Annotated in this window: 22 protein-coding genes; 12 read left to right on the forward strand and 10 right to left on the reverse strand. The window is 56.6% G+C overall.

What is annotated here, in order from left to right; genetic code table 11:
- Positions 1 to 21: 21 nt before the first annotated feature.
- From hpaB to SK51_RS01245, 7 genes are all read left to right on the forward strand, one after another.
- Positions 22 to 1584, forward strand: coding sequence for a 4-hydroxyphenylacetate 3-monooxygenase, oxygenase component (gene hpaB / locus SK51_RS01215; protein ID WP_023299255.1), 1563 nt, complete (start codon positions 22 to 24; stop codon positions 1582 to 1584).
- Between the two features lie 17 nt (positions 1585 to 1601).
- Complete coding sequence (locus SK51_RS01220; RefSeq protein ID WP_003856606.1) at positions 1602 to 2111, forward strand: 4-hydroxyphenylacetate 3-monooxygenase reductase subunit; 510 nt, start codon at positions 1602 to 1604, stop codon at positions 2109 to 2111.
- Between the two features lie 120 nt (positions 2112 to 2231).
- Positions 2232 to 2489, forward strand: a complete 258-nt coding sequence (locus SK51_RS01225; RefSeq protein ID WP_023305395.1) for an HTH domain-containing protein — start codon at positions 2232 to 2234, stop codon at positions 2487 to 2489.
- Positions 2490 to 2708: 219 nt separating this feature from the next.
- Positions 2709 to 4862 (forward strand): carbon starvation CstA family protein, encoded by a 2154-nt coding sequence (locus SK51_RS01230; protein ID WP_023305394.1) that lies wholly within the window; start codon positions 2709 to 2711, stop codon positions 4860 to 4862.
- 96 nt (positions 4863 to 4958) lie between these two features.
- A complete protein-coding gene (locus tag SK51_RS01235; RefSeq protein ID WP_003856610.1) occupies positions 4959 to 5162 on the forward strand; it encodes a YbdD/YjiX family protein in 204 nt (67 codons plus the stop codon).
- A 10-nt stretch (positions 5163 to 5172) separates the two neighbouring features.
- The gene (gene yjiA, locus SK51_RS01240) at positions 5173 to 6126 is read left to right on the forward strand and encodes a GTPase (RefSeq protein WP_048206567.1); all 954 of its coding nucleotides are present in this window, start codon (positions 5173 to 5175) and stop codon (positions 6124 to 6126) included.
- Positions 6127 to 6312: 186 nt separating this feature from the next.
- Complete coding sequence (locus SK51_RS01245; protein WP_023299250.1) at positions 6313 to 8160, forward strand: 3'-5' exonuclease; 1848 nt, start codon at positions 6313 to 6315, stop codon at positions 8158 to 8160.
- Positions 8161 to 8244: 84 nt separating this feature from the next.
- On the opposite strand, the gene SK51_RS01250 is transcribed toward SK51_RS01245, so the two are convergent.
- The gene (locus SK51_RS01250; protein WP_032676679.1) at positions 8245 to 9603 is read right to left on the reverse strand and encodes an esterase-like activity of phytase family protein; all 1359 of its coding nucleotides are present in this window, start codon (positions 9601 to 9603) and stop codon (positions 8245 to 8247) included.
- A 409-nt stretch (positions 9604 to 10012) separates the two neighbouring features.
- Between SK51_RS01250 and SK51_RS01255 the strand changes: the two genes are divergently transcribed.
- Positions 10013 to 10558: a YfaZ family outer membrane protein gene (locus SK51_RS01255; protein WP_023299248.1), complete on the forward strand. Its 546-nt coding sequence runs from the start codon at positions 10013 to 10015 to the stop codon at positions 10556 to 10558.
- Positions 10559 to 10736: 178 nt separating this feature from the next.
- On the opposite strand, the gene SK51_RS01260 is transcribed toward SK51_RS01255, so the two are convergent.
- Positions 10737 to 12107: an NAD-dependent succinate-semialdehyde dehydrogenase gene (locus tag SK51_RS01260; protein WP_023305391.1), complete on the reverse strand. Its 1371-nt coding sequence runs from the start codon at positions 12105 to 12107 to the stop codon at positions 10737 to 10739.
- A 150-nt stretch (positions 12108 to 12257) separates the two neighbouring features.
- Here SK51_RS01260 and SK51_RS01265 point away from each other — a divergent pair, with 150 nt between their 5' ends.
- From SK51_RS01265 to SK51_RS01275, 3 genes are read left to right on the forward strand one after another with little or no spacing between them, the layout of a single operon-like run.
- Positions 12258 to 13001, forward strand: coding sequence for a helix-turn-helix domain-containing protein (locus SK51_RS01265; protein WP_048206568.1), 744 nt, complete (start codon positions 12258 to 12260; stop codon positions 12999 to 13001).
- Positions 13002 to 13049: 48 nt separating this feature from the next.
- On the forward strand, positions 13050 to 13703 hold the full coding sequence (locus SK51_RS01270) for a LysE family translocator (protein ID WP_023305390.1): 654 nt from the start codon (positions 13050 to 13052) through the stop codon (positions 13701 to 13703).
- 3 nt (positions 13704 to 13706) lie between these two features.
- On the forward strand, positions 13707 to 14978 hold the full coding sequence (locus SK51_RS01275) for a DUF445 domain-containing protein (protein WP_023299245.1): 1272 nt from the start codon (positions 13707 to 13709) through the stop codon (positions 14976 to 14978).
- Here the strand turns inward: SK51_RS01275 and SK51_RS01280 are convergent.
- The 7 genes from SK51_RS01280 to SK51_RS01310 all read right to left on the reverse strand — a co-directional run bounded on the left by SK51_RS01280 (position 14975) and on the right by SK51_RS01310 (position 20266).
- Positions 14975 to 16051, reverse strand: a complete 1077-nt coding sequence (locus SK51_RS01280) for a DUF2955 domain-containing protein (RefSeq protein WP_022646940.1) — start codon at positions 16049 to 16051, stop codon at positions 14975 to 14977. The two genes, SK51_RS01275 and SK51_RS01280, sit on opposite strands and share 4 nt — an antisense overlap.
- The gene (locus SK51_RS01285; RefSeq protein ID WP_088581776.1) at positions 16041 to 17108 is read right to left on the reverse strand and encodes an HlyD family secretion protein; all 1068 of its coding nucleotides are present in this window, start codon (positions 17106 to 17108) and stop codon (positions 16041 to 16043) included. The genes SK51_RS01280 and SK51_RS01285 overlap by 11 nt, the downstream gene beginning before the upstream one ends.
- A complete protein-coding gene (locus SK51_RS01290; RefSeq protein ID WP_022646938.1) occupies positions 17105 to 17575 on the reverse strand; it encodes a MarR family winged helix-turn-helix transcriptional regulator in 471 nt (156 codons plus the stop codon). Before SK51_RS01290 ends, SK51_RS01285 begins: the two co-directional genes overlap by 4 nt.
- Before the next feature lie 586 nt (positions 17576 to 18161).
- On the reverse strand, positions 18162 to 18857 hold the full coding sequence (locus SK51_RS01295; RefSeq protein WP_032670910.1) for an ArsR/SmtB family transcription factor: 696 nt from the start codon (positions 18855 to 18857) through the stop codon (positions 18162 to 18164).
- The gene (locus SK51_RS01300) at positions 18832 to 19227 is read right to left on the reverse strand and encodes an amino acid-binding ACT protein (RefSeq protein WP_022646936.1); all 396 of its coding nucleotides are present in this window, start codon (positions 19225 to 19227) and stop codon (positions 18832 to 18834) included. The genes SK51_RS01295 and SK51_RS01300 overlap by 26 nt, the downstream gene beginning before the upstream one ends.
- Entirely contained in the window at positions 19220 to 19543 is a 324-nt protein-coding gene (locus tag SK51_RS01305; protein ID WP_023305388.1) for an antibiotic biosynthesis monooxygenase family protein, read from the reverse strand. Before SK51_RS01305 ends, SK51_RS01300 begins: the two co-directional genes overlap by 8 nt.
- A gap of 243 nt (positions 19544 to 19786) precedes the next feature.
- Positions 19787 to 20266 (reverse strand): carboxymuconolactone decarboxylase family protein, encoded by a 480-nt coding sequence (locus tag SK51_RS01310; RefSeq protein ID WP_022646934.1) that lies wholly within the window; start codon positions 20264 to 20266, stop codon positions 19787 to 19789.
- 101 nt (positions 20267 to 20367) lie between these two features.
- Here SK51_RS01310 and pdxR point away from each other — a divergent pair, with 101 nt between their 5' ends.
- Complete coding sequence (gene pdxR, locus SK51_RS01315; protein WP_023305387.1) at positions 20368 to 21756, forward strand: MocR-like pyridoxine biosynthesis transcription factor PdxR; 1389 nt, start codon at positions 20368 to 20370, stop codon at positions 21754 to 21756.
- Between the two features lie 85 nt (positions 21757 to 21841).
- Here pdxR and SK51_RS01320 read toward each other — a convergent pair whose 3' ends face one another.
- The gene (locus SK51_RS01320; protein WP_003863073.1) at positions 21842 to 22003 is read right to left on the reverse strand and encodes a DUF1127 domain-containing protein; all 162 of its coding nucleotides are present in this window, start codon (positions 22001 to 22003) and stop codon (positions 21842 to 21844) included.
- Positions 22004 to 22173 lie beyond the last annotated feature (170 nt).

A 22173-nucleotide genomic window follows, 5' to 3' on the forward strand; every position in this document is an offset into this window, starting at 1 on the left:
ATCTTCCGATACGAGGTCCCTATGAAGCCTGAAGATTTCCGCGCTAATGCCAAACGTCCGTTAACCGGTGAAGAGTATTTAAAAAGCCTGCAAGATGGCCGTGAGATTTATATCTACGGCGAGCGCGTTAAGGACGTTACTACCCACCCGGCATTTCGCAATGCGGCGGCGTCCATCGCCCAGATGTACGATGCCCTGCACAAGCCAGACATGCAGGATACACTCTGCTGGGGCACCGACACCGGCAGCGGCGGCTACACCCATAAATTCTTCCGCGTGGCGAAAAGCGCCGACGATCTGCGCCAGCAGCGCGACGCCATCGCCGAGTGGTCGCGCCTGAGCTACGGCTGGATGGGCCGCACGCCAGACTACAAAGCCGCGTTCGGCTGCGCGCTGGGGGCTAACCCTGCCTTCTACGGTCAGTTCGAGCAGAACGCCCGCAACTGGTACACCCGTATTCAGGAAACCGGCCTGTACTTTAACCACGCCATCGTCAACCCGCCTATCGACCGCCATAAACCGGCGGACGAGGTGAAAGACGTTTACATCAAGCTGGAGAAAGAGACCGACGCCGGGATCATCGTCAGCGGCGCGAAAGTGGTGGCCACCAACTCTGCGCTGACCCACTACAACATGATTGGTTTTGGCTCTGCGCAGGTGATGGGCGAAAACCCGGACTTCGCGCTAATGTTCGTCGCGCCGATGGATGCCGAAGGGGTGAAGCTGATCTCCCGCGCCTCTTACGAGATGGTGGCAGGGGCGACAGGCTCTCCGTACGACTACCCGCTCTCCAGCCGCTTTGACGAGAACGACGCCATTCTGGTGATGGATCATGTGCTGATCCCGTGGGAAAACGTGCTGATCTACCGCGATTTCGACCGCTGTCGTCGCTGGACGATGGAAGGTGGCTTCGCCCGCATGTACCCGCTTCAGGCCTGCGTGCGTCTGGCAGTGAAGCTCGACTTCATCACCGCTCTGCTGAAGAAATCGCTGGAGTGCACTGGCACCCTCGAGTTCCGCGGCGTGCAGGCGGATCTCGGCGAAGTGGTGGCGTGGCGCAACATGTTCTGGGCGCTGAGCGACTCCATGTGCTCCGAAGCCACGCCGTGGATAAACGGCGCGTACCTGCCTGACCACGCGGCGTTACAGACCTACCGCGTGATGGCGCCGATGGCCTACGCGAAAATCAAGAACATCATCGAACGCAACGTGACCTCCGGGCTGATCTACCTGCCGTCCAGCGCGCGGGACCTGAACAACCCGCAGATCGACCAGTATCTGGCGAAGTACGTACGCGGCTCCAACGGGATGGATCACGTCGAACGCATCAAGATTCTGAAACTGATGTGGGATGCCATCGGCAGCGAGTTTGGCGGACGTCACGAGCTGTACGAAATCAACTACTCCGGTAGTCAGGATGAGATCCGCCTGCAATGCCTGCGTCAGGCGCAAAGCTCCGGCAACATGGACAAGATGATGGCGATGGTTGACCGCTGCATGTCCGAGTACGACCAGCACGGCTGGACTGTACCGCACCTGCACAACAACACTGATATCAACATGCTGGATAAGCTGCTGAAATAACGCAGCGGGAGGTTTCAATGCAATCTGAAGAACGCCTGCGTTTTCGCGACGCGATGGCCAGCCTGTCGGCGGCGGTGAATGTGGTCACCACCGAGGGCGATGCGGGCCGCTGCGGCATTACCGCCACCGCCGTCTGTTCGGTCACGGATACCCCGCCCTCGGTCATGGTCTGCATCAACGCCAACAGCGCCATGAACCCGGTCTTCCAGGGCAACGGCAAACTGTGCGTCAACGTGCTGAACCACGAGCAGGAGATCATGGCCCGCCACTTTGCCGGGATGACCGGCATGGCCATGGAGGAGCGCTTTGCTCTCTCCTGCTGGCAGAAAGGACCGCTGGCGCAGCCGGTGCTGAAAGGCGCCCTGGCAAGCCTGGAAGGCGAGATAACCCAGGTGCAAACCATCGGTACCCATCTGGTCTACCTGGTGGAGATTAAGAACATCATCCTCAGCAGCGAGGGGCACGGCCTGATCTACTTCAAACGCCGTTTCCACCCGGTGATGATGGAGATGGAAGCCGCGGTTTGATCCCGTTGCACAAAAAAACGCTAAGGTTTCCGCAAAGGTGCGCCGTTAACTATCCATAAGATAAATTTTCCGGGGCGGCTGACGACGTCGTCAGCCGCCCCCTTAACGCTGGAAAGTCTTATGGCCTCTTCACCCCGAAGCCGCTCGGCTGAACGTCTGGTTGACATCATTATTGCTCTGCACCGCAACGGAAGCGTTAATCGCCGCGATCTGATGCAAAAATTTGGCATTACCGAACGTACGGTGTACCGCGATCTACAGGCCCTTTCCCCGATTATCGAACACGACGGCAAAGGACGCTATCAGCTGCTGCCCGCATATCAGCCCTGCCGCTGCACGCAATGCCCTGATGCGAACGACGAAACCCCGCAGGGCTAGATTATTCTCAGTGATCTCAATCACATATTTTCTCCCGCCGGGGGTGAGCCTTAACCACTCACCCTCGCTTTTGACCGCTCACGCATCGCTTTCAACCACTCACCCATTTACCGTGCTTTACACGCGCGAGGATCTGGCACGATCGCTCCAGCATTAATCAATACCTCCTCACAACGAACCCTGACCCTTTTTTCTTTACATAAAAAACCAGGTCTTACTATGGATACTAAAAAACTACTTAAGCACGTGCCCTGGGCCATCCTCGGGATCATCGGCGCTTTCTGTCTGGCGGTTGTCGCATTACGCCGGGGCGAGCACGTCAGCGCCCTGTGGATCGTGGTCGCGTCGGTTTCCGTCTATCTTGTGGCTTATCGCTACTACAGCTTGTACATCGCGCAGAAGGTCATGAAGCTCGACCCGACGCGCGCCACCCCGGCGGTCATTAACAATGACGGCCTGAACTATGTGCCAACCAACCGTTACGTGCTGTTTGGTCACCACTTCGCCGCCATTGCAGGCGCGGGTCCGCTGGTCGGTCCGGTGCTGGCTGCACAGATGGGCTACCTGCCGGGTACGCTCTGGCTGCTGGCGGGCGTGGTGCTGGCGGGAGCGGTGCAGGACTTTATGGTGCTGTTTATCTCCTCGCGCCGTAATGGTTCGTCGCTGGGCGAGATGATCAAAGAGGAGATGGGCCGCGTGCCGGGCACGATCGCCCTCTTCGGCTGCTTCCTGATCATGATCATCATCCTGGCAGTGCTGGCCCTGATCGTGGTGAAAGCGCTGGCCGAAAGTCCGTGGGGCGTCTTCACCGTCTGCTCTACCGTGCCGATTGCGCTGTTCATGGGCATCTACATGCGCTTCCTGCGCCCTGGCCGCGTTGGCGAGGTGTCGGTCATCGGTATCGTGCTGCTGGTCGCCTCCATCTACTTCGGCGGCGTGATTGCCCACGACCCGTACTGGGGCCCGGCGCTGACCTTTAAAGACACCACCATCACCTTCGCGCTGATCGGTTACGCGTTCATCTCAGCGCTGCTGCCGGTGTGGCTGATTCTGGCTCCGCGTGACTACCTGGCGACCTTCCTGAAAATCGGCGTGATCGTCGGGCTGGCAATCGGGATTGTGATCATCAACCCGGAGCTGAAAATGCCGGCGGTGACGCAGTACATTGACGGTACCGGTCCGCTGTGGAAAGGTGCCCTGTTCCCGTTCCTGTTTATCACCATTGCCTGTGGTGCCGTGTCTGGCTTCCACGCACTGATCGCCTCCGGCACCACGCCGAAGCTGATGGCCAACGAAACCGACGCGCGCTTCATCGGTTACGGCGCGATGCTGATGGAATCCTTCGTGGCGATCATGGCGCTGGTTGCGGCGTCGATTATCGAGCCTGGGCTGTACTTCGCGATGAACACCCCACCAGCGGGTCTCGGCATCACCATGCCAAACCTGCATGAGATGGGCGGCGAAAATACCGCGCTGATTATGGCGCAGCTGAAAGACGCCAGCGCACACGCGGCGGCGACCGTCAGCTCCTGGGGCTTCGTGATTTCGCCTGAGCAGATTATGCAGACCGCGAAAGACATCGGCGAACCATCCGTGCTGAACCGCGCAGGTGGCGCACCGACGCTGGCGGTGGGTATCGCACACGTGTTCCACAAAGTGCTGCCGTGGGCGGACATGGGCTTCTGGTACCACTTCGGTATCCTGTTTGAAGCGCTGTTCATCCTCACCGCGCTGGATGCCGGTACGCGTGCAGGCCGCTTCATGTTGCAGGATCTGCTGGGTAACTTCGTGCCGTTCCTGAAGAAAACCGACTCTCTGGTAGCAGGTGTTCTGGGTACTGCGGGCTGCGTAGGTCTGTGGGGTTATCTGCTGTATCAGGGCGTTGTAGACCCGCTGGGCGGCGTGAAGAGCCTGTGGCCGCTGTTCGGCATCTCTAACCAGATGCTGGCGGCTGTGGCCCTGGTGCTGGGCACCGTTGTCCTGGTGAAGATGAAACGCACCAAATACATCTGGGTAACCGTGGTGCCTGCGCTGTGGCTGCTGCTCTGCACTACCTGGGCGCTGGGTCTGAAACTGTTCAGCACCAACCCGCAGCTGGAAGGCTTCTTCTTCATGGCTAACCAGTACAAAGAGAAGATTGCCGCAGGCGGCGCGGATCTGACCGCGCAGCAGATTGCCAACATGAACCATATCGTGGTGAACAACTACACCAACGCGGGTCTGAGCATTCTGTTCCTGGTGGTGGTGTACAGCATTATCTTCTACGGCATTAAAACCTGGATGAAAGTGCGTAATGCCGATGGCCGTACGGACAAAGAAACCCCGTACGTGCCGGTGCCGAAAGGCGGCGTGAAGACGTCTTCACACCATTAATAAAATGGCGGGTGGCGCTGCGCTGACCCGCCCTACAACGTTACTGTAGGCCCGGTAAGCGTAGCGCCACCGGGCTTTTTCTTATCAGGACACGTTATGTTTGGTAACTTAGGCGAAGCAAAAAAATACCTCGGTCAGGCGGCGAAAATGCTGATTGGCATTCCGGACTATGACAACTACGTTGAGCATATGAAGACCAACCATCCGGATAAGCCGTACATGACCTACACTGAATTCTTCCGCGAGCGTCAGGAAGCGCGCTACGGCGGAAGTGGAGAAGGCGGCGTCCGCTGCTGCTAAAGGAGAAACCATGACCCCGATTGCCGTTACCCTGCTGACCGGTTTTCTCGGCGCCGGTAAAACCACCCTGCTGCGCCACATCCTGAATGAACAGCACGGCTTCAAAATCGCCGTCATTGAAAACGAATTTGGCGAAGTCTCCGTTGACGATCAGCTGATTGGCGACCGCGCCACGCAGATCAAAACCCTGACCAACGGCTGCATCTGCTGCACCCGCTCCAGTGAATTAGAAGACGCCCTGCTGGACCTGCTCGACAGCCGCGATCGCGGTGACATCGTCTTCGACCGTCTGGTGATCGAGTGCACCGGCATGGCCGACCCCGGCCCGATTATTCAGACCTTTTTCTCCCACGATATTCTGTGCCAGCGCTACCTGCTGGACGGCGTCGTCGCGCTGGTGGATGCGGTACACGCCGACGAGCAGATGAACCAGTTCACCATCGCCCAGTCTCAGATTGGCTACGCCGACCGCATTCTGCTGACCAAAACCGACGTGGCGGGTGAAAGCGAAAAACTGCGTGAGCGCCTGACGCGCATCAACTCGCGCGCACCCATTTATACCGTGACGCACGGCGATATCGACCTGTCTCAGCTGTTCAACACCAACGGCTTTATGCTGGAGGAGAACGTCACCGCGAAACCGCGCTTCCACTTTATGGCAGACAAGCAAAACGACGTAGCGTCGATTGTGGTGGAGCTGGACTACCCGGTGGACATCAGCGAGGTCTCGCGCGTGATGGGGAACCTGCTGCTGTCGTTTGCCGACAATCTGCTGCGCTATAAAGGAATGCTGTGGATCGACGGCGAGCCGAACCGCCTGCTGTTCCAGGGCGTGCAGCGCCTGTACAGCGCCGACTGGGATCGTCCGTGGGGCGATGAACCGCCGCACAGCGTGATGGTGTTTATTGGAATACAGCTGCCGGAAGAGGAAATTCGGGCAGCGTTTACGGGACTGAAAAAGTAAATCGTCGCTCCCCTTTAAACAGTAAAGGGGGCGTATTTCATTAGGGCAAAATGCGGGTTTCGCCCTTTCTGTTTGCAATATTGTCTGTTAATGTTCTTATCATGAATGAAATCATGCTTTGATTAATATTGGTTACAATATTAATTAATTGGATTCATATAATTTTCATGAATTGGTAGGCGTAATATGGCAATCATTATTCCCACGGTTAGCAGCTGTAGCGAGAAAATTACGGCAGGAGAAAAAAGACTGGCAAGGCTTCTGGAGGGTGGGCTCAGCGAACAATGTACCTGCTGGTATGATACCCGAATGGGAGACAAAGACGATCATCCTGATTTTGTGATTCTGGCCCCCGATAAAGGGCTGCTGTTTATAGAAGTGAAAGACTGGTATATCACAAAAATAAAATCGGCTAATAAAACCCATATTAATTATGAAACCAAAAACGGCATAGAGCCGTTGAAGAACCCACTCGAACAAGTTCGGCAATATACCTTTCATATCATCAATAGCCTGAAAAAAGATCCCCTGCTTCGCCAGAAACAGGGAGAGCATGAGGGCGGTTTTATTATGCCGTATGGATACGGTGTTTATTTGAGCAACATCACTCGGGCACAGCTGGAAAAGAGTTTTACACCTGAGGAGTTGAATGAAATATTGCCCGCCAGCCAGGTGATATGCAAAGACGAACTCAACGAGTTTATGACTCGAGAACAAATCTCTGGCCGGCTCGAATCCCTTCTCAAACATCACTTTGTTCATAACACAACACCACAGCAGCTCGACCGCATCCGGTGGCATCTTTATCCCGATGTCCGCATTAACCCATCCGTTACGCGGGTTGACCTGGATAATTTTACTTTCCACACCCCTGATGTGGTATGCATGATGGACAGGAACCAGGAACAACTCGCCAGAAGTATGGGGGCGGGACACAGGGTAATTCATGGCGTGGCAGGTTCGGGCAAAACGCTCATTTTGCACCACCGATGTATTGAGCTTGCCAACAACATTGAAAACACCAAACCGATACTGGTGATTTGCTACAACATTACGCTGGCTAAAAAACTCAAAGCGCAGCTCGAACAGCATAGCCTCAGACTTCCCGTCGAAGTTATCCATTTCCACGCCTGGTGTTATCAGCAATTAAACGCGCATCGGCGTCTTCCCCCCAGGAGCAAAAACTTTATTGAGCTGATGGAAAATGCGCTGACGGTGGCATTTGAAGAGGGAGCAATCAAACCGGAGCAGTACAGCGCCGTTTTGATAGATGAAGGACACGATTTTAAACCGGAATGGCTAAGAATCCTCGCCAAAATGCCGGACAATAAAGATAGCTCCCTGCTGTTTCTGTACGATGACGCTCAGTCAATTTATCAGAAAAAGAAAGCTCTCGATTTTACCCTGTCCAGCGTCGATATAAAGGCTCAGGGCCGTACAACTATTTTGGATACCAATTATCGCAACACCCGGCAAATACTCCATTTTGCCAGCAGCGTAGCATTTAATTATCTCAATAATCACATAGAAGCTTCTCTCAAATACCAGCAGCCTGCCGCAGGTGGCCTGTCCGGGAAGTATCCCGCGCTGGCCAGCTTTGATAATCAGGACGAGGAGATTACGCGCGTCCTCGATTGGGTCACAGAGCAGCGACAGGAAGGTGTTGCGTGGTCAGAAATCGCCATACTGTGCCCCTCAACCTACAGCATTTCAGGCATGCTCGCGCCAAGGCTTGAAGCCCGCAAGATCCCATACCAGATGATTGTCTCCAGCGATGATAAAAAGCACTGGTCCCCGCAGAATGATTACCTCTGCGTCATGCCGCTGCCCAGCAGCAAGGGGCTTGAGTTTAATTCGGTCGCCATTATGGATGCGGCAAAGGAAAGGGACAGTGAAGATCTGAGTGACGATATCAAGCGCCTTTACGTCGGCATTACCCGCGCACGACAGAATCTTCTGGTGACAATGCACGGAACCGGAAGCCTGCGAGATCATCTGGTCGAGACCTGGGAAAAGAGCGTTAAGTCGATCTAACTATTCCGCGTTGAAAAGTATCTGCACCGAACAATCCCCTCTCCCCTGTGGGGAGAGGGCCAGGGTGAGGGGTAAAGTCCAATATTATTTCAACGCCTCCGGCAGCGTCACAATCCACAGCTCGCTGTCGGAATCCGGCTTCTTCAGTGGCTTGACGCTGAGGGTAGTTTCAACCGCTTTGTCATCCAGCGTCAGCTTGCCTTCCGCGTTCACCCGATAATCCTTGAGCTTCTTGCCCTCGGCCGGGTTGTGCATCGCCACCTTCACGCCAAAGTCATTATCGTTCGCCACCGCCAGCGTTTTGTCGTCAATCAGCGCCAGCCCTTCGGCCTTTTCCTGCTGCCAGCCCAGCGCACGCAGATCGACCACCTGCGTTTTTTCCGCAAGTGAAATGCCGCGCTGCGCCAGCGTTTTCTCATCGTCAAATTCCGGGTATTCGCCCGGCTTGTCGAAGGCGGCCAGATCGCTCGCCTTGCTCAGATCCACCCTGTAGATGAGGTTACGCATTACGTCGTTTTTATCTTCGCCCTGTTCAATCAGCAGGATAGTGTGGTTATCCAGCGCCACGATATCGCCGATTTTGGCGTCGCTGTTTTTGCTGTAGGCCGCGCTGTCGACAGGGTAGCCGTACATCGCGGTTTTTCCGGTCGCCGGATCGAAGCTGACCAGTCGCGTAAACAGCGCCTGCTTTTTGCTCTTCCCGTCGATATCCAACGTACTCTGGACAGCGGCGATAATACGTCCGTCCGGCATGCGGGTCAGGCCTTCAAATCCCCGGTTTGCCTGGCGCCATTTGATAACATTTGGCAGACCGCCGGCGATGGATTTCTCCCCTTCCGCCGCCTGTGGGCCGTGGATCGCGAGGATTTTCCCTTTACTGTCAATATTAATCAGGAACGGACCATACTCATCGCACAGCCAGTAGCCGCCCTTCCCGTCCGGCGTGATGCCTTCCGTATCCAGCCCGCGGTTATCGCCTTTCAGCACTTTTAAGGTGTCGCTTAGCGCGATTTCATTGGTGGAGCCAATCACGCCACTTTGCAGCGGCAGACCGTTGATTTCGCCTTTATCGTCATGCAAAGGACGCGCGTCCACGGCCTCCGCTTTACCGTTTTGCACGCGGATCGTCATTAGCAGCGGGGCGAAATCCGGGGTAACAAAGATTTTAGCGTCATTTTTCCCCATTTTTGGCGAATCCGCGTTAGGACCGCGATCGGTCACGGTCGTAAACGTCAAGGCATCGCCCTGCTTGCCCGTAAACAGCAGGCCAGAGCCAATCCCCACAGGCAGCCCGTTCGGAAACGCGCTGGCAAACGCACCGCTGTATTTGACATGCGCGCCTTCGGGAAAACTGACGACGTAACGCTCCGCGGTTGGCTGTGCCGCCAGGCCAGAGAAAGAGAGCGCACAACCAATTAGCACAGGAATGATTTTTCTTTTCATAGTGTTAGCACCCAGTAAGTGAAGCCAACAACGTAATGAAGAAACGTGTCAGAAAAATGACATGGTGAAAGCGGTTCGGCACGACGGGGCGTATAGCCACCTCCAGAAATGTAAACCTGTGTCTTTATCTGTGAAAACTGAAACACTTTTGAAAATTATTAGAAACTCAATTAATTCATCCTGAACTAATTTTTCCGACCCGTTCAGCGTACGTTTAATGAGAATCCTGAACCCTTTCTAAACGCGAATGCATTATGTATTGACTCCTTGCCGGGTCAACATTCGAACAACATTTAAAATTCAAAAACCAAACAAAAACAGCATAAAAACGTGACAAGCATCGCATTTGCAGAGATAAACAGCTCTTGTTAAGGTGCCCTCAGATTAATTTGATGACGAGGAAAAACTCATGAAAAAGCTCAACGTTCTCCTTCTTTCCGCTCTGACTGCCGTATCGGGCTCCGCACTGGCCATGGGCGGCAGCATTGAGCAGGGTAAAAACTTTACCAACCTGAATGTGGAAATGGGGAAATCAACCTCCGGTCTGTACACCGAAGGTAGCTGGCTGAAAAACACCGATGACGGCACCACAACCGGTGGCGTAGGAGCAGGCTACAACTTTGAAGTCGGCCCGGTGATGCTGAACGCAGGCGCTAAGGCCCTCTACGTTGGCCCGAAAAAAGGCGATAACGGCGTGGCGTTCCCGGTCGGCGGCGGTGTGAACGTTGCCCTGACCGACAGCATCAGGGTATTCGGTGAAGGCTACGTTGCGCCAGACGGCCTGAACAACAGCGTGAAAAACTACGTTGAAGCGAATGGTGGCGTAAGCTGGACGCCAGTGAAGCCGGTGACGCTGAAGGTGGGTTATCGTCACGTGAGCGTTGATGGTAAAGACGGTCGTCCTAACCACACGCTGATTGACGGCGCATATGTTGGCGGTGGCGTGTCCTTCTAAGCCTGTTTGCCCGTTTCGCCCGGCGGCGCTACGCTTGCACGGGCCTACAATGAAGGGTGCAATTTATGAATATTATTGCACCTTGTAGGCCGGGTAAGCGCAGCGCCACACAGCAAAAAAGGCGATGAGACTGTTAATAAAAAAACCTGCCGGATGGCAGGTTTTTTTATGTCCGACATTACTTGCGAACGACCACCAGCTTCTGGTTCACAAACTCTTTGATCCCCAGGTCCGACAGCTCGCGTCCGTAACCCGAACGTTTTACGCCGCCGAACGGCAGTTCTGCCGCCGTATCGGTGAGCCAGTTGATGTACACCATCCCGGTTTCAATACGCGATGCCATCTTCTTCGCGCGCTCAATATCCTGGCTGAACACCGCTCCGCCCAGGCCGTAGTGGGAGTCGTTCGCCAGCGCGACCGCCTCGTCGTCGTTTTTCACCACGTAAATCTGCGCTACCGGGCCAAAGAACTCTTCGAAGTACGCCGGGTTGTCGCGTGAGATGTTGGTCAGGATGGTCGGCTCAAAGAAGCTCCCGTCTCGCTGCACAGGTTTGCCGCCATAGTGCAGCGTAGCGCCGTTTTTCACCGCCTCGTTAACCTGTTTGGTCAACGTGTCGAGCGCGTCTTTAGAGGACAGCGGCCCCAGCGTGGTGCTTTCGTCCAGCGGATCGCCAATCTTCACCTGCTTAAATGCCTCGGTGAATTTGCTCAGGAAGGCATCGGCAATCTTTTCATGCAGGATAAAGCGCTTCGCCGCGGTACAGACCTGCCCGGCGTTGTTGAGCCGTGCGTTAACGCCGATCTTCACCGCTTTATCAAGGTCCGCATCGTCGAGCACCACGAATACGTCGTTACCGCCAAGCTCCAGCGTGGATTTCTTAATGTGCTTCGCCGCCTGGGCCGCTACCACGCTGCCCGCTTTTTCTGAACCGGTTAGCGCCGCGCCCTGTACGCGATCGTCAGCGATGATGTTCGCCACCTGATCGGACGAGATAAACAGGTTGGTCCACGCCCCTTCCGGCGCGCCCGCCTCACGCACCAGATGGGCGAAGGTTTCCGCACAATGTGGCACAATGCTGGCGTGTTTAGCGATGACAGGGTTACCCGCCGCCAGGTTTGGCGCCAGAACGCGCATCAGCTGATAGTATGGGAAGTTCCATGGTTCGACGGCCATCAGCACGCCGATGGGGTGATGTTCAACCCATGCTTCCCCGAGTTCAGAGTCATACTTCACCGGGGCCAGGAACTGCTTCGCGTTGTCCGCATAGTAGCGGGCGATTTGCGCGCACAGTTTCACCTCGCCGCGGCTCTGTTCGATGAGCTTACCCATCTCCTGGCTGGCGATTTTCGCCAGCTCCTCCACGCGTTCGTCGATCAGGTCCGCCAGCTTATGCAGTACCGGCAGGCGCTGGCTTATGTCGCCTTTCGCCCAGTCGGAGTGATAGAGCGCATCGGCTGCCTTCAGCGCCGCTTCAACATCTGCGTCAGTGTGGGAGGGATATTCTTTGATGAGCTGGTTAGTGGCAGGATTTACTGTCTGATAAGCCATATCGAATCTCCATGTTTTACCGCTTAGGGTATTAAGGGTAGTCAACATGACTGGCTATGGACGTAAAGTTGGGTATATCCGGAAGGTTCTGAGTAAAGCGATGCCATACCGTGGCTGGCGTGGTATAAAAAACTTTCAGAAGGAGTTGCTATGACCGATACCCGCCACATCCGTCAGACCTTTCACCGCGCCTCGGGCCTTGAACTACGCAGCACGTGGCAAAGCATGCAGGCGTACAAACGCCATTGCCACCCTCAGCTCTCCGTCGGCGCAATTGTGGAAGGCCAGACATGCTGCGTGTGTAATGGCAGAGAATACATCCTCCAGCCCGGGGACCTGATTGTGATCCCGGCTTATGTCCCACACAGCTGCAACCCTGTTGCCGGGCAGCCGCGTAGTTATCATATGCTTTATATCGATACGGACCTTCCCCTTGCGGTTCAGGTGATTCGCAACGCTACGCTGTTTATGTATTACCGGGAAGTTGTTGAGAGGATGTCCCCTGCGTCCGTGGACAGGCTGCTTACTGCCCTTCCCCATTGCATGGATGAGGCAGAAAAACCTGGATCAACCAGCCAGCAGGTTCAGCAGGCATTTCTTTCCAGTCTTTCCAGCCCGCCTTCCCTCGACGCACTTGCGCAACGATTCTCGCTGCGAAAGGAGACGCTGATCCGTACCTTCAAGAAGGACACGGGCCTGACGCCTGGCAGCTTCCTCAATATCTCCCGCGTTGAGTACGCCAAAGCGCGGCTGCGTGCCGGGGATGATATCGCCGATGTCGGCTACCAGAGCGGGTTTGCCGACCAGAGCCATTTTCATAAGACCTTTGTGCGCTACACCGCCGCCACACCGCGCCAGTACGCTACGGGCCGATCAATATCAGACAATAAATAGGTTCTGTGTTTTCATAGTCTGGTCCCAGTTTTGCATTCTGAGGTCGCTATGGAACTGTTCTTCCCTTCCGCTTTTCTCGCCCTGGCGCTGGCGCATTTTGTTGCCCTGTTAAGCCCGGGCCCGGATTTTTTCCTGCTGATGGGCTACGTCGCCCGCTACCGACTGCGCGGCAGCGCCGGATTGTGCATCGGGATAGCGGCAGGAAACGGGCTTTACATTTTGCTGGTCATTATGGGATGGAGCGCGCTGCGTCAGTTCGCGTGGCTGTCCACGTTGATTGAATTATCCGGCGCACTGTATTTGCTCTGGATCGGCTCGCATCTTGTACGCAGCCGACCGCAGACGCTGGCGCTAAATGAAACACATGAGCGCTGCCCCTCGCTGCGTAAGCAGATCCTGCTGGGGCTGGGTTCGGCGCTGTTGAATCCCAAAAACGCGTTGTTCTACCTGGCGCTGATGACGGCGTTACTCGGGCCGGACGTCACGCTGCTTCAGCAGGCGACCTGCGGCGTCTGGATGGTGATGGTAGTACTGGTATGGGATTTTGCGCTGGTGTCGCTGATGGGGTTACCGGCGGTTCAGCGAAAGCTCAGCCGTTCGCTCTGGCTGATAGAGCGCACGGCGGGGGTGGTATTGATGGGGTTTGGTGGGTGGGTGCTGTGGCGGTTTTTGCACTTTTCCCCCGTATCCCTCTATCCTTAACCCATGGAAAAACATACCGAACTCAAACGCGCCAAGCTTCTCGCGCTGTCGCTGCTGCTGATTGCCGCTGCGGCCTTTATCACTACCCTGTTCCTGCCGCAAACCTTCTGGGTACGCGGCGCAAAAGCTATTGCCGAGGCGGCGATGGTCGGCGCGCTGGCGGACTGGTTTGCCGTTGTCGCGCTATTCCGCCGGGTGCCAATTCCCGTTATCTCGCGCCATACGGCGATTATCCCGCGCAATAAGGACCGCATCGGCGACAATCTTGGCCAGTTCGTGCAGGAAAAGTTTCTGGATACCCAGTCGCTGGTCGCATTAATTCGCCGCTACGAGCCGGCCCAGATGATTGGTGCCTGGTTCAGCAAGCCCGACAACGCCCAGCGCGTCGGGCTGCATCTGATGCAGGTGATGAGCGGTTTTCTTGAGCTAACTGACGACGGGCGCATTCAGCGCCTGCTCAAACGCGCGGTGCATAAGGCTATCGACAAGGTCGATTTAACCGAGACCAGCGCCGTCATGCTGGAAAGCATGACCAAAAACAACCGTCACCAGGTGCTGCTGGACGCCATCATCAACCGTCTGATTACCCTGATTCAGCGCGAGAGCACGCGGGAATTTATCTCTGACCAGATCGTCCACTGGCTGAAGACCGAGCATCCGCGCAAGGCGATGGTGCTGCCCACCGAGTGGCTGGGCGATCAGAGCGCAGAGATGGTGTCGAACGCGGTGAACACGCTGCTGGATGATATCAGCCACGACCGCACGCACCAGATCCGTCGGGCATTTGACCGCGCCACGCTGAAGTTCATCGACAACCTGAAAAACGACCCGGAGATGACGGCCAAAGCCGACAACATCAAGCACTATCTGAAGAATGATGAAGCATTTAACCGCTACCTGGGTGAAATGTGGGCTGACCTGCGCCAGTGGCTGAAAAATGACATGCAGAGCGACGATTCCCGCGTGAAGCAACGTATCGCCAACGCCGGGCTGTGGTTTGGTGAGACGCTGTCGAATGATGCCAGCCTGCGTGCGTCGCTGAACGAGCATCTGGAGCAGGCCGCGCACCGCGTCGCGCCGGATTTTGCGGCATTCCTGACGCGCCATATCAGCGACACGGTGAAAAGCTGGGACGCCAAAGATATGTCACGCCAGATAGAACTCAATATCGGTAAAGATCTTCAGTTCATTCGCGTAAACGGTACCCTGGTAGGCGGAACGATTGGCCTGATCCTGTTTTTACTTTCTCAGTTGCCCGCCGTGCTGGGGCATTAATCCGCTTTTGGCGGCGCGATAACGTAGCGCGTCGCCTCGAAGCGGTTCAGGATCAGGTGCACCAGAAAGACCATCGTCAGCGTGACCACCAGCGCGAAGGTAACGGAGGTGATGCGGTACAGATCGCTGAACACCAGATCGCTGTCCGGATGCATGTTTTGCCCGAACATAATGCCGATGGTGGTAATGCTGGAAAATCCCACCCCGGCCCCGACCTTCTCCATCACGTGCAGGCGCGCGCCAAATGCCAGCCCGAGGCCGATCAGCGGCATCATCAGCAGCATATGGCTGCTGTGATCGTACAGGATAAGCTGAACGACGAGGATATAGAGACAGCCCAGCACCACGCCGACCACGCGCCAGATAGAGCTCATCACCGCGCCGCGGTAGTGCATCGGGAACAGGATCAGAATGCCCGCCATCAGCGCCGAGAGCGAATCGCTTAAGTCGCTCATCTGAAATACCACGAAAATCAGCGTCGCCACGGTGCCGGAGAGCAGCGACTCGTGGCGCACGCGGGCATCGTCTTTCTCTATCAGCGGCGGCGGCTTACGTGGCTCCACGTCCGGCAGCAGGTAATTCATCAGCGCGCTCAGACACACCGCCATCACGCTCGCTTCAATGTTGGAGAACAAAAGCGTGTGCCAGTTGGTGGTGGGGTAGCTCATAAAGTTGAGCATTACGCTCTGGCACACCACGCCCATCGAACCGAACAGAAACAGCGGCCCCTTGCTCATAAAGCGAAAGCGCATCACGTACAGGGCAAAGACCACCAGCGTCATAATGACCGGCCATTGCGACAGAAAGCCGATGATGATCACCATTTCGACGCAGTTGAGCGATGCGCTGAAGATAAACTGCTTCGCCACGTGGCGGTTAAACACCGGCACCAGCGACAGCAGCATGATCGGGTAGACCACAAAAAACACGCCGTAGCTGGTGTTATAGAAGCTCGAAATACTGAGCGCAATCATCCCGGCAAAGACAATGCGCAGGGTCTGGCGGAAGTCGTTTGCCGTGTAGACGATGTTGCCGTGCGGGGTAAATACCCGCGCCAGGGTGCTAATAGACATAGTGAAGCAGGCTCACCAGATGGATTTGCATCCCGGAGAAGAAGCGCGCAAAGGGCCCTTCGCTGTTGTAGAGCTGTACGGTGGCGCGCGCGCCGGTCGGCAGCGACTTCGGTAAGGCTTCGTCCAGCGCCACGTGAATGCGCATTCGCTGGGCATCGCGCACCCAGCGGTTAGAGGTTTCCGGTTCAGAAAGTTGACCGTTAACGGCTTCCTGACCGGCGAGGATCCCCGCGTCACTGCTGGTCACGTGGGCGCGGAAAACCCGTCCCGGAAAGGCGTCAAACACCACGGCGGCGTCGGTCCCCTGGTGGGTATGACGGAGGCTCTTCTCGCGGAAATCCGCCACAATATCCGTCTGCGTATTCACCAGCGCCAGCGCTGCCGAACCGGACGAGGCGTAAAAACCGGGGCTTAATTGCAGATTACTCACCGTGCCGTCCGCCTCGGCGTAGACCTTCGTCCAGCCAAGATTCAGCTCCGCTTCATCCAGCGCGTTACGGTATTTTTGCAGCGTCACGTTACGGTGTTCATTCCGCTCGCCGCGCTGAATGCGCAGGTTATGAATATTCGCCTGAATCGAGCTGACGGACTGCTCGCTGCTCTGCCAGGTAGTGCGGACCTTATCCAGATCCGCCTGCGACACGTTCTGCAGGGTGCTCAGTTTCTGGTAGCGGTCGAAAGTCACTTTGTCGTTACGCGCGGTCAGCACGGCGGTCTTCAGGCTGGCCTGCGCGGCGGCGATCTGCGCGTCCAGTTGTTCGTTGGAAAGGCGAGCTTGCTCAAGCGCGATCTGCGCCGCTTCCACTTTATTGCGAAACGGGGTGTCGTCGAGCTCAAACAGCAGATCGCCTTTCTTCACCTGGCTATTGTTGTGGACATGGACCGCCGCCACATAGCCGGAGACACGGGCAGACACCGGCGTCACCACGCGCATCACGGTGGAATCCGGCGTCAACGGGATCCAGATATCCGCGACGATAAAGTAGACAAACATCAGCAGGAAAGAGGCAATACTTACCCTTACCCAGCGGGCAAACTTTTGTTCAGGAGTCATTATTTTTCGGTCTTGTTATCTTCTTCGCGGATTGTCCGCAAATTGCAGGCGATTTGATTCAGGGTGGCGCTGAAAATGTCGAGATGTTCAGGCGCGATGTTTTGCGATACGCGCGTCTGAAGCGTCTCAATTACCTGGGTGAGCCTGTTAAGTACAGCTTTTCCCTCAGGCGTCAGCGTCAGAAGCCGGATGCGCTTGTCATACGGCGAGACGGTGCGCAGCAGGTAACCCTGTTTTTCCAGCTGTGTCAGGGTGCGCATTAGCGGCGGCAGTTCAATGCCCTGCACCTCCGCCAGCTCACTCACCGAGACGTTATCCCCGAGCTGATGCAGCTGCATCATCACCGTCCAGCTCGACTGGGTTAACCCGGTATCGAGAATGGCGTCGTCAATGACGGCACGCCACTGGCGCACGATCATCGCCATCCGCATGCCCATCGGCCTGCGGCTAAACAGTTCTTCTTCACTCATGGGGAAACCTCTCGTCACACGCGGTCACGATAATAGTTATCAGGGTAAGTATCAAGAAACGAGAAGTTAAAGCGCAGGAATTGCGAAATGAGATTCTCCCTCTCCCTGTGGGCTGAGGGTTCCCCACAAATTAATGCGAGCACTGAGCAATCCCCTCGCCCCTCCGGGGAGAGGGTTAGGGTGAGGGGAACATACGGCGGTGGTGGTCATTCCGTTCACTTTATGTTCCTTGCTACTCTGTAACGACATGACCGGTGAACGTGCCAGGGTGGCTCAGTCGCCACCACCCTGGCGACCCGGGCTCCCGGCGGTAAATCGCCGCTTCGCGGTGCCCTCGGCTTATTCCTTCCGGCTTATCGGGTACGGGCGGAGGCAACGTCCCTGTAAAGCCGCCCTCTCGGCGCATCCCTGCGCCTCGCCCCGGCCGGAAGGCAAACGCCTCAGCGATTTACAGCCGGACCAGGGCATCGCTGACAGCCCTCAGTCATTTAGAAAGCAACTTTATTGCTTCTGCATAAAAAAATTACTGGGGATCCCTCAGCCCTGTGGGAGAGGGGCAGAGTGAGGGCACAGCCCGCAGCGGAGTTTAGCGGCTAAAATGTCTGGTGATGGCGCCCTGTCCTGAAGCCGTCACAACCACCTCCCTGTACCCCGCCACCCGCTGGATCCACCCTTTGCTTTCCAGATAAAGAAGCAGCGCTGCGCCGGCTTCGCCTCCGAGATGAAACCGCCGCTCGCTCCAGTCCAGGCAGGCGCAGCACGCTTTTCGGCGCGAATGAGCGCTTAACGAAACGCCGAGCTTCAGAAATTGCTCCCGACCATACGGCGTAAGCGCTGAACCGTCTGCCTCCAGCCAGCCTGCTGCCTGCATGAAATCGTAGATCTGCACCGCCACCGCGCCCGCCAGATGGTCATAGCAGGTCCGCGCCTCCCGCATGGCTTTCGGCGCGGTAGTTTCCGGCGGGGTAATGCGGCGCCAGGAGAGCCCCATCATCTGCTCGACTAACTCCGCCACGTCATGCCCCGCCAGACGATAGTAGCGATGCCGCCCCTGAGACAGGCAGGTAATCAGTTTGCCGTCCATCAGCCGGGCGAGATGCCCGCTGGCGGTCGACGGCGCAACGTCTGCCGCCGCACTCAGTTCGGTGGCCGTCCACGCCCGGCCGTCCATTAGTGCACAGAGCATTTTCACGCGCGACGGATCGGCCATTGCAGCCGCTACAGCGGCAATGGCCTTTTCCAGCATCGCGCTGTTATCAGAGGGTAAGCTCGTCTTTAACATTTGTCGCCCAGGGTGTGGTGATCTCAGCGGCCAGCTTATCATCATCCGTCAGCAGAATAAGGTGATTCGCGTGGTCGCTGTACTGAGTCAGGATAGACACGCCCTTTGCGGCCAGCGCCGCCGCTATCTCGCCCAGCTCGCCAGGACGCTCCTGCTTAAGCTTTCTGATCACCGGCTTTCGCAGCGCCTGCACGGTAAACCCGGCGTCGAGCAGCACACGGCGGGCTTTTTCCCCGTCCTCCACCAGGAAATGGGCATCCGTACCGAAAACGCCGCCCCCCTCCAGCCCCACGCCGTTGCGGCCTAACAGCTGTCCAAAGCGCGCCAGCTCGCCGGGCCTGTCGCTAAAAATCACGTGAACGTCATACATCCGCGTGCCCTCTCGTTTCAGAGCTGTACTCCCGCACCAGCTGCGCCACGCGAATACGGTAGAAAGAAAAAATCGACTCCCGGCCTTCGGCCTGCGCGGCCTGATGGAAGACATTCTGCTTCCAGCGGCGGACGGCCTCTTCATCCCGCCACCAGGAAAGGGACAGGATTTTGCCGTCGATGCTCAGGCTCTGAAAACGTTCAATATCAATAAAGCCGTCGATGTCCGCCAGCAAAGGCTTGAGTTCAGCGGCAAGCTGCAGATAGCGCGCCTGATGATGAGGCTCCGCTTTGGCTTCAAAAAGGACTGCGATCATGGGTGTCTCTCCGTTGTGAGGGTGTGGAGAGAATGCAGGAGGAAAAACCACAATGCTTCGGTATGGAGCGAAGTGTTTGCCGGATGGCGCTGCGCTTATCCGGCCTACGGGCTCATGTAGGCCCGGTAAGCGTAGCGCCACCGGGCAGGGTTTAACCCACCATCGACTTCGACTCCATAAACGCCCCAATCCCCCACTCGCCTGGATTACGGGCGCTGGTGGCGATGATCCGCGAGCGCGGAATTATTCCAGGTTAGCCTTGTTCAGACCGTAAGCCGCATCCAGCGCGCCCGGCTCCATGCGGGAGGTAATGCCCAGGCGGTTCCAGGCGTTGATCGCTACGATGGCGAAGTTCAGCTCTGAAATCTCGACATCCGAGAAGTGCTCCGCCACGCTGCGGTACAGCGCATCGCTCACGCCATGTACGCCAATCTGGGTCAGCGCTTCGGTGAAGGCCAGCGCCGCTTTTTCACGGGCGCTAAACAGCGGGGACTCGCGCCAGGCCGCCAGATGGTACAGGCGCAGCTCGCGCTCACCGGCGATTTTAGCCTCTTTCGAGTGCATATCCAGACAGAAGGTGCAGCCGTTCAGCTGCGATACGCGAATGTCGATAAGGTGCTTAAGCGCCGGGTCGATGGAGGTTTTCGCCACCTCCATGCTCAGGGCAGAAAGCGCGTTGGCAAGTGCAGGTGTGGCTTTGTGGTGGTTTACGCGGGTGCTCATTGTCTTTCCTCTTTTTGTGCCGTTTTTTTCATGCGATAAGGCAAATCTACGCCGTTAATGACATAGTAAAAAGACACAAAAAGCGTGAAATGAGGTAGGACATGAAGCCGGGCTATCATGAGATTTATTCCCGCTATCGCGACAACATCACGCGCGGCGTGCTGAAGCCGGGCGATAAAGTGCCTGCCATCCGCGTGCTGGCCGAAGAGCTTAAGGTCGCGCGAAAAACCGTCGAGACGGCGTATGCCATTCTGACGGGCGAAGGGTATCTGGTAAGCCAGGGCGCGCGCGGGACGCGGGTGAACCCGGATCTTCTGCTGCCCGCGCAACACGCCCCCGCAGAACAAGCGACCGGCACGCTGCCGGCGTCGTTGATTAGCCAGCGCGAACGGGCCGGTTTTCTGCGCCCCGGCATTCCGGCGCTCGACAGCTTCCCCTATAAAAAATGGCTGCTGCTGGCGGGCCAGGCGACGCGCGCCATGCGTCAGGATGAAATGCTCAACCCGCCGGTGCTGGGCTGGTATCCGCTGCGCGAGGCGATTGCCCGCTATCTCAATATCTCGCGCGGGTTATTCTGCACCGCCGAACAGGTACTGATTACCAGCGGCTACAGCAGCAGCCTGCGCCTGATCCTTGACACGCTTGCCAGCCGCTGCGACAAGGTGGTGTTTGAGGATCCGGGCTATTTTATGGGCCAGCAGTTGCTCAAGCGGATCGTGCCCCGCCTGCACACCGTACCGGTTGATCGCTGCGGCATCGATACGGACTACCTGCTCCGTCATCATCGCGACGCGCGTTTTGCCATCGTGACCCCGTCGCATCAGAGTCCGCTGGCGGTGACGCTCTCACTGCCGCGCAAGCAGCAGCTGCTCGACTGGGCGTCACAAAACGAGGCGTGGATTATCGAAGACGATTATGACGGGGAATTTCACTACACCCGCAAAGTGCTGCCGTCGATGAAAAGCCTCGACCAGCATGACAGGGTGATTTTTATGGGCACCTTCAGCAAAACCATCATGCCTTCACTGCGCATGGGCTACGTGGTGATGCCCGCCAGCACCGTCGGGGCCTTTACCGACTGCGCGGACATTACCACCAGCGGCCAGCCGGTGCTGACGCAAAAAATCCTCACCGCATTTCTCAACGAAGGGCATTTTTTTCGTCATCTGAAAAAGATGCGCGCCCTGTATCAGATCCGCCGCGACTGGATGATTGCCGCCCTGGGTGAGGTCTATGGTGATCTGTTCTTCACCGAGCAAAACGACGGTGGAATGCATATTGTCGCGTTCCTCGCAAAGGGAAGCGCTGACCGGGAGATCGCCCGCTGCTGGCAGGAACAGCAACTACAGGTTAATGCGCTGTCGGAGTGGTATCGCGGGTCGGGCAAACGCTACGGGCTGGTGATGGGCTATAACAACGTGCGGTCATATCAGGAGGCGGTTGAGCTGCTGGAAAGGCCGAAACGGCAGACGCTTGCGCTGTTGAGTTGAAAACCGCCGGGTGGCGGCTGCGCCTTACCCGGCCTACGGTCTCCTGTAGGCCCGGTAAGCGTAGCGCCACCGGGCAACCCAATGCTTACACATCATATCGCGATAACCCAACGTCCTTGAGCTGCTCGTCGCTCATCTGGCTCAGAATGCGGCGGGTACGGTTGATGCGATACCAGTTACGCAGCGTTTTCGCTACCCAGACAAACGCGATAAACGGACGTTTTGAACGATTCTCGTAGAATTCCATGATGCTCTCCTCGCTGTGCCAGTGGGGTTATTATCATGGAAAACGGCCAGTACAATACAGATTCAAAAACTGCTTTTGTTTACCATACAGATCCGCTAAAACGGTATCTGCATGGCGTTTTACCCACCAATCTGTACTGGTTTATTAATCTGTATGGTGAAAACAAAGGA

The organism is Enterobacter sp. MGH85 (assembly GCF_001037655.1).
GTDB classification, from domain to species: Bacteria; Pseudomonadota; Gammaproteobacteria; order Enterobacterales; family Enterobacteriaceae; genus Enterobacter; species Enterobacter intestinihominis.

Bases quoted from the DNA above. Each gene is read 5' to 3' on its own strand.
- hpaB (WP_023299255.1), top strand. From the start codon at position 22: ATGAAGCCTGAAGATTTCCGCGCTAATGCCAAACGTCCGTTAACCGGT.
- SK51_RS01220 (WP_003856606.1), top strand. From the start codon at position 1,602: ATGCAATCTGAAGAACGCCTGCGTTTTCGCGACGCGATGGCCAGCCTG.
- SK51_RS01225 (WP_023305395.1), top strand. From the start codon at position 2,232: ATGGCCTCTTCACCCCGAAGCCGCTCGGCTGAACGTCTGGTTGACATC.
- SK51_RS01230 (WP_023305394.1), top strand. From the start codon at position 2,709: ATGGATACTAAAAAACTACTTAAGCACGTGCCCTGGGCCATCCTCGGG.
- SK51_RS01235 (WP_003856610.1), top strand. From the start codon at position 4,959: ATGTTTGGTAACTTAGGCGAAGCAAAAAAATACCTCGGTCAGGCGGCG.
- yjiA (WP_048206567.1), top strand. From the start codon at position 5,173: ATGACCCCGATTGCCGTTACCCTGCTGACCGGTTTTCTCGGCGCCGGT.
- SK51_RS01245 (WP_023299250.1), top strand. From the start codon at position 6,313: ATGGCAATCATTATTCCCACGGTTAGCAGCTGTAGCGAGAAAATTACG.
- SK51_RS01250 (WP_032676679.1), bottom strand. From the start codon at position 9,603: ATGAAAAGAAAAATCATTCCTGTGCTAATTGGTTGTGCGCTCTCTTTC.
- SK51_RS01255 (WP_023299248.1), top strand. From the start codon at position 10,013: ATGAAAAAGCTCAACGTTCTCCTTCTTTCCGCTCTGACTGCCGTATCG.
- SK51_RS01260 (WP_023305391.1), bottom strand. From the start codon at position 12,107: ATGGCTTATCAGACAGTAAATCCTGCCACTAACCAGCTCATCAAAGAA.
- SK51_RS01265 (WP_048206568.1), top strand. From the start codon at position 12,258: ATGACCGATACCCGCCACATCCGTCAGACCTTTCACCGCGCCTCGGGC.
- SK51_RS01270 (WP_023305390.1), top strand. From the start codon at position 13,050: ATGGAACTGTTCTTCCCTTCCGCTTTTCTCGCCCTGGCGCTGGCGCAT.
- SK51_RS01275 (WP_023299245.1), top strand. From the start codon at position 13,707: ATGGAAAAACATACCGAACTCAAACGCGCCAAGCTTCTCGCGCTGTCG.
- SK51_RS01280 (WP_022646940.1), bottom strand. From the start codon at position 16,051: ATGTCTATTAGCACCCTGGCGCGGGTATTTACCCCGCACGGCAACATC.
- SK51_RS01290 (WP_022646938.1), bottom strand. From the start codon at position 17,575: ATGAGTGAAGAAGAACTGTTTAGCCGCAGGCCGATGGGCATGCGGATG.
- SK51_RS01295 (WP_032670910.1), bottom strand. From the start codon at position 18,857: ATGTTAAAGACGAGCTTACCCTCTGATAACAGCGCGATGCTGGAAAAG.
- SK51_RS01300 (WP_022646936.1), bottom strand. From the start codon at position 19,227: ATGTATGACGTTCACGTGATTTTTAGCGACAGGCCCGGCGAGCTGGCG.
- SK51_RS01305 (WP_023305388.1), bottom strand. From the start codon at position 19,543: ATGATCGCAGTCCTTTTTGAAGCCAAAGCGGAGCCTCATCATCAGGCG.
- SK51_RS01310 (WP_022646934.1), bottom strand. From the start codon at position 20,266: ATGAGCACCCGCGTAAACCACCACAAAGCCACACCTGCACTTGCCAAC.
- pdxR (WP_023305387.1), top strand. From the start codon at position 20,368: ATGAAGCCGGGCTATCATGAGATTTATTCCCGCTATCGCGACAACATC.
- SK51_RS01320 (WP_003863073.1), bottom strand. From the start codon at position 22,003: ATGGAATTCTACGAGAATCGTTCAAAACGTCCGTTTATCGCGTTTGTC.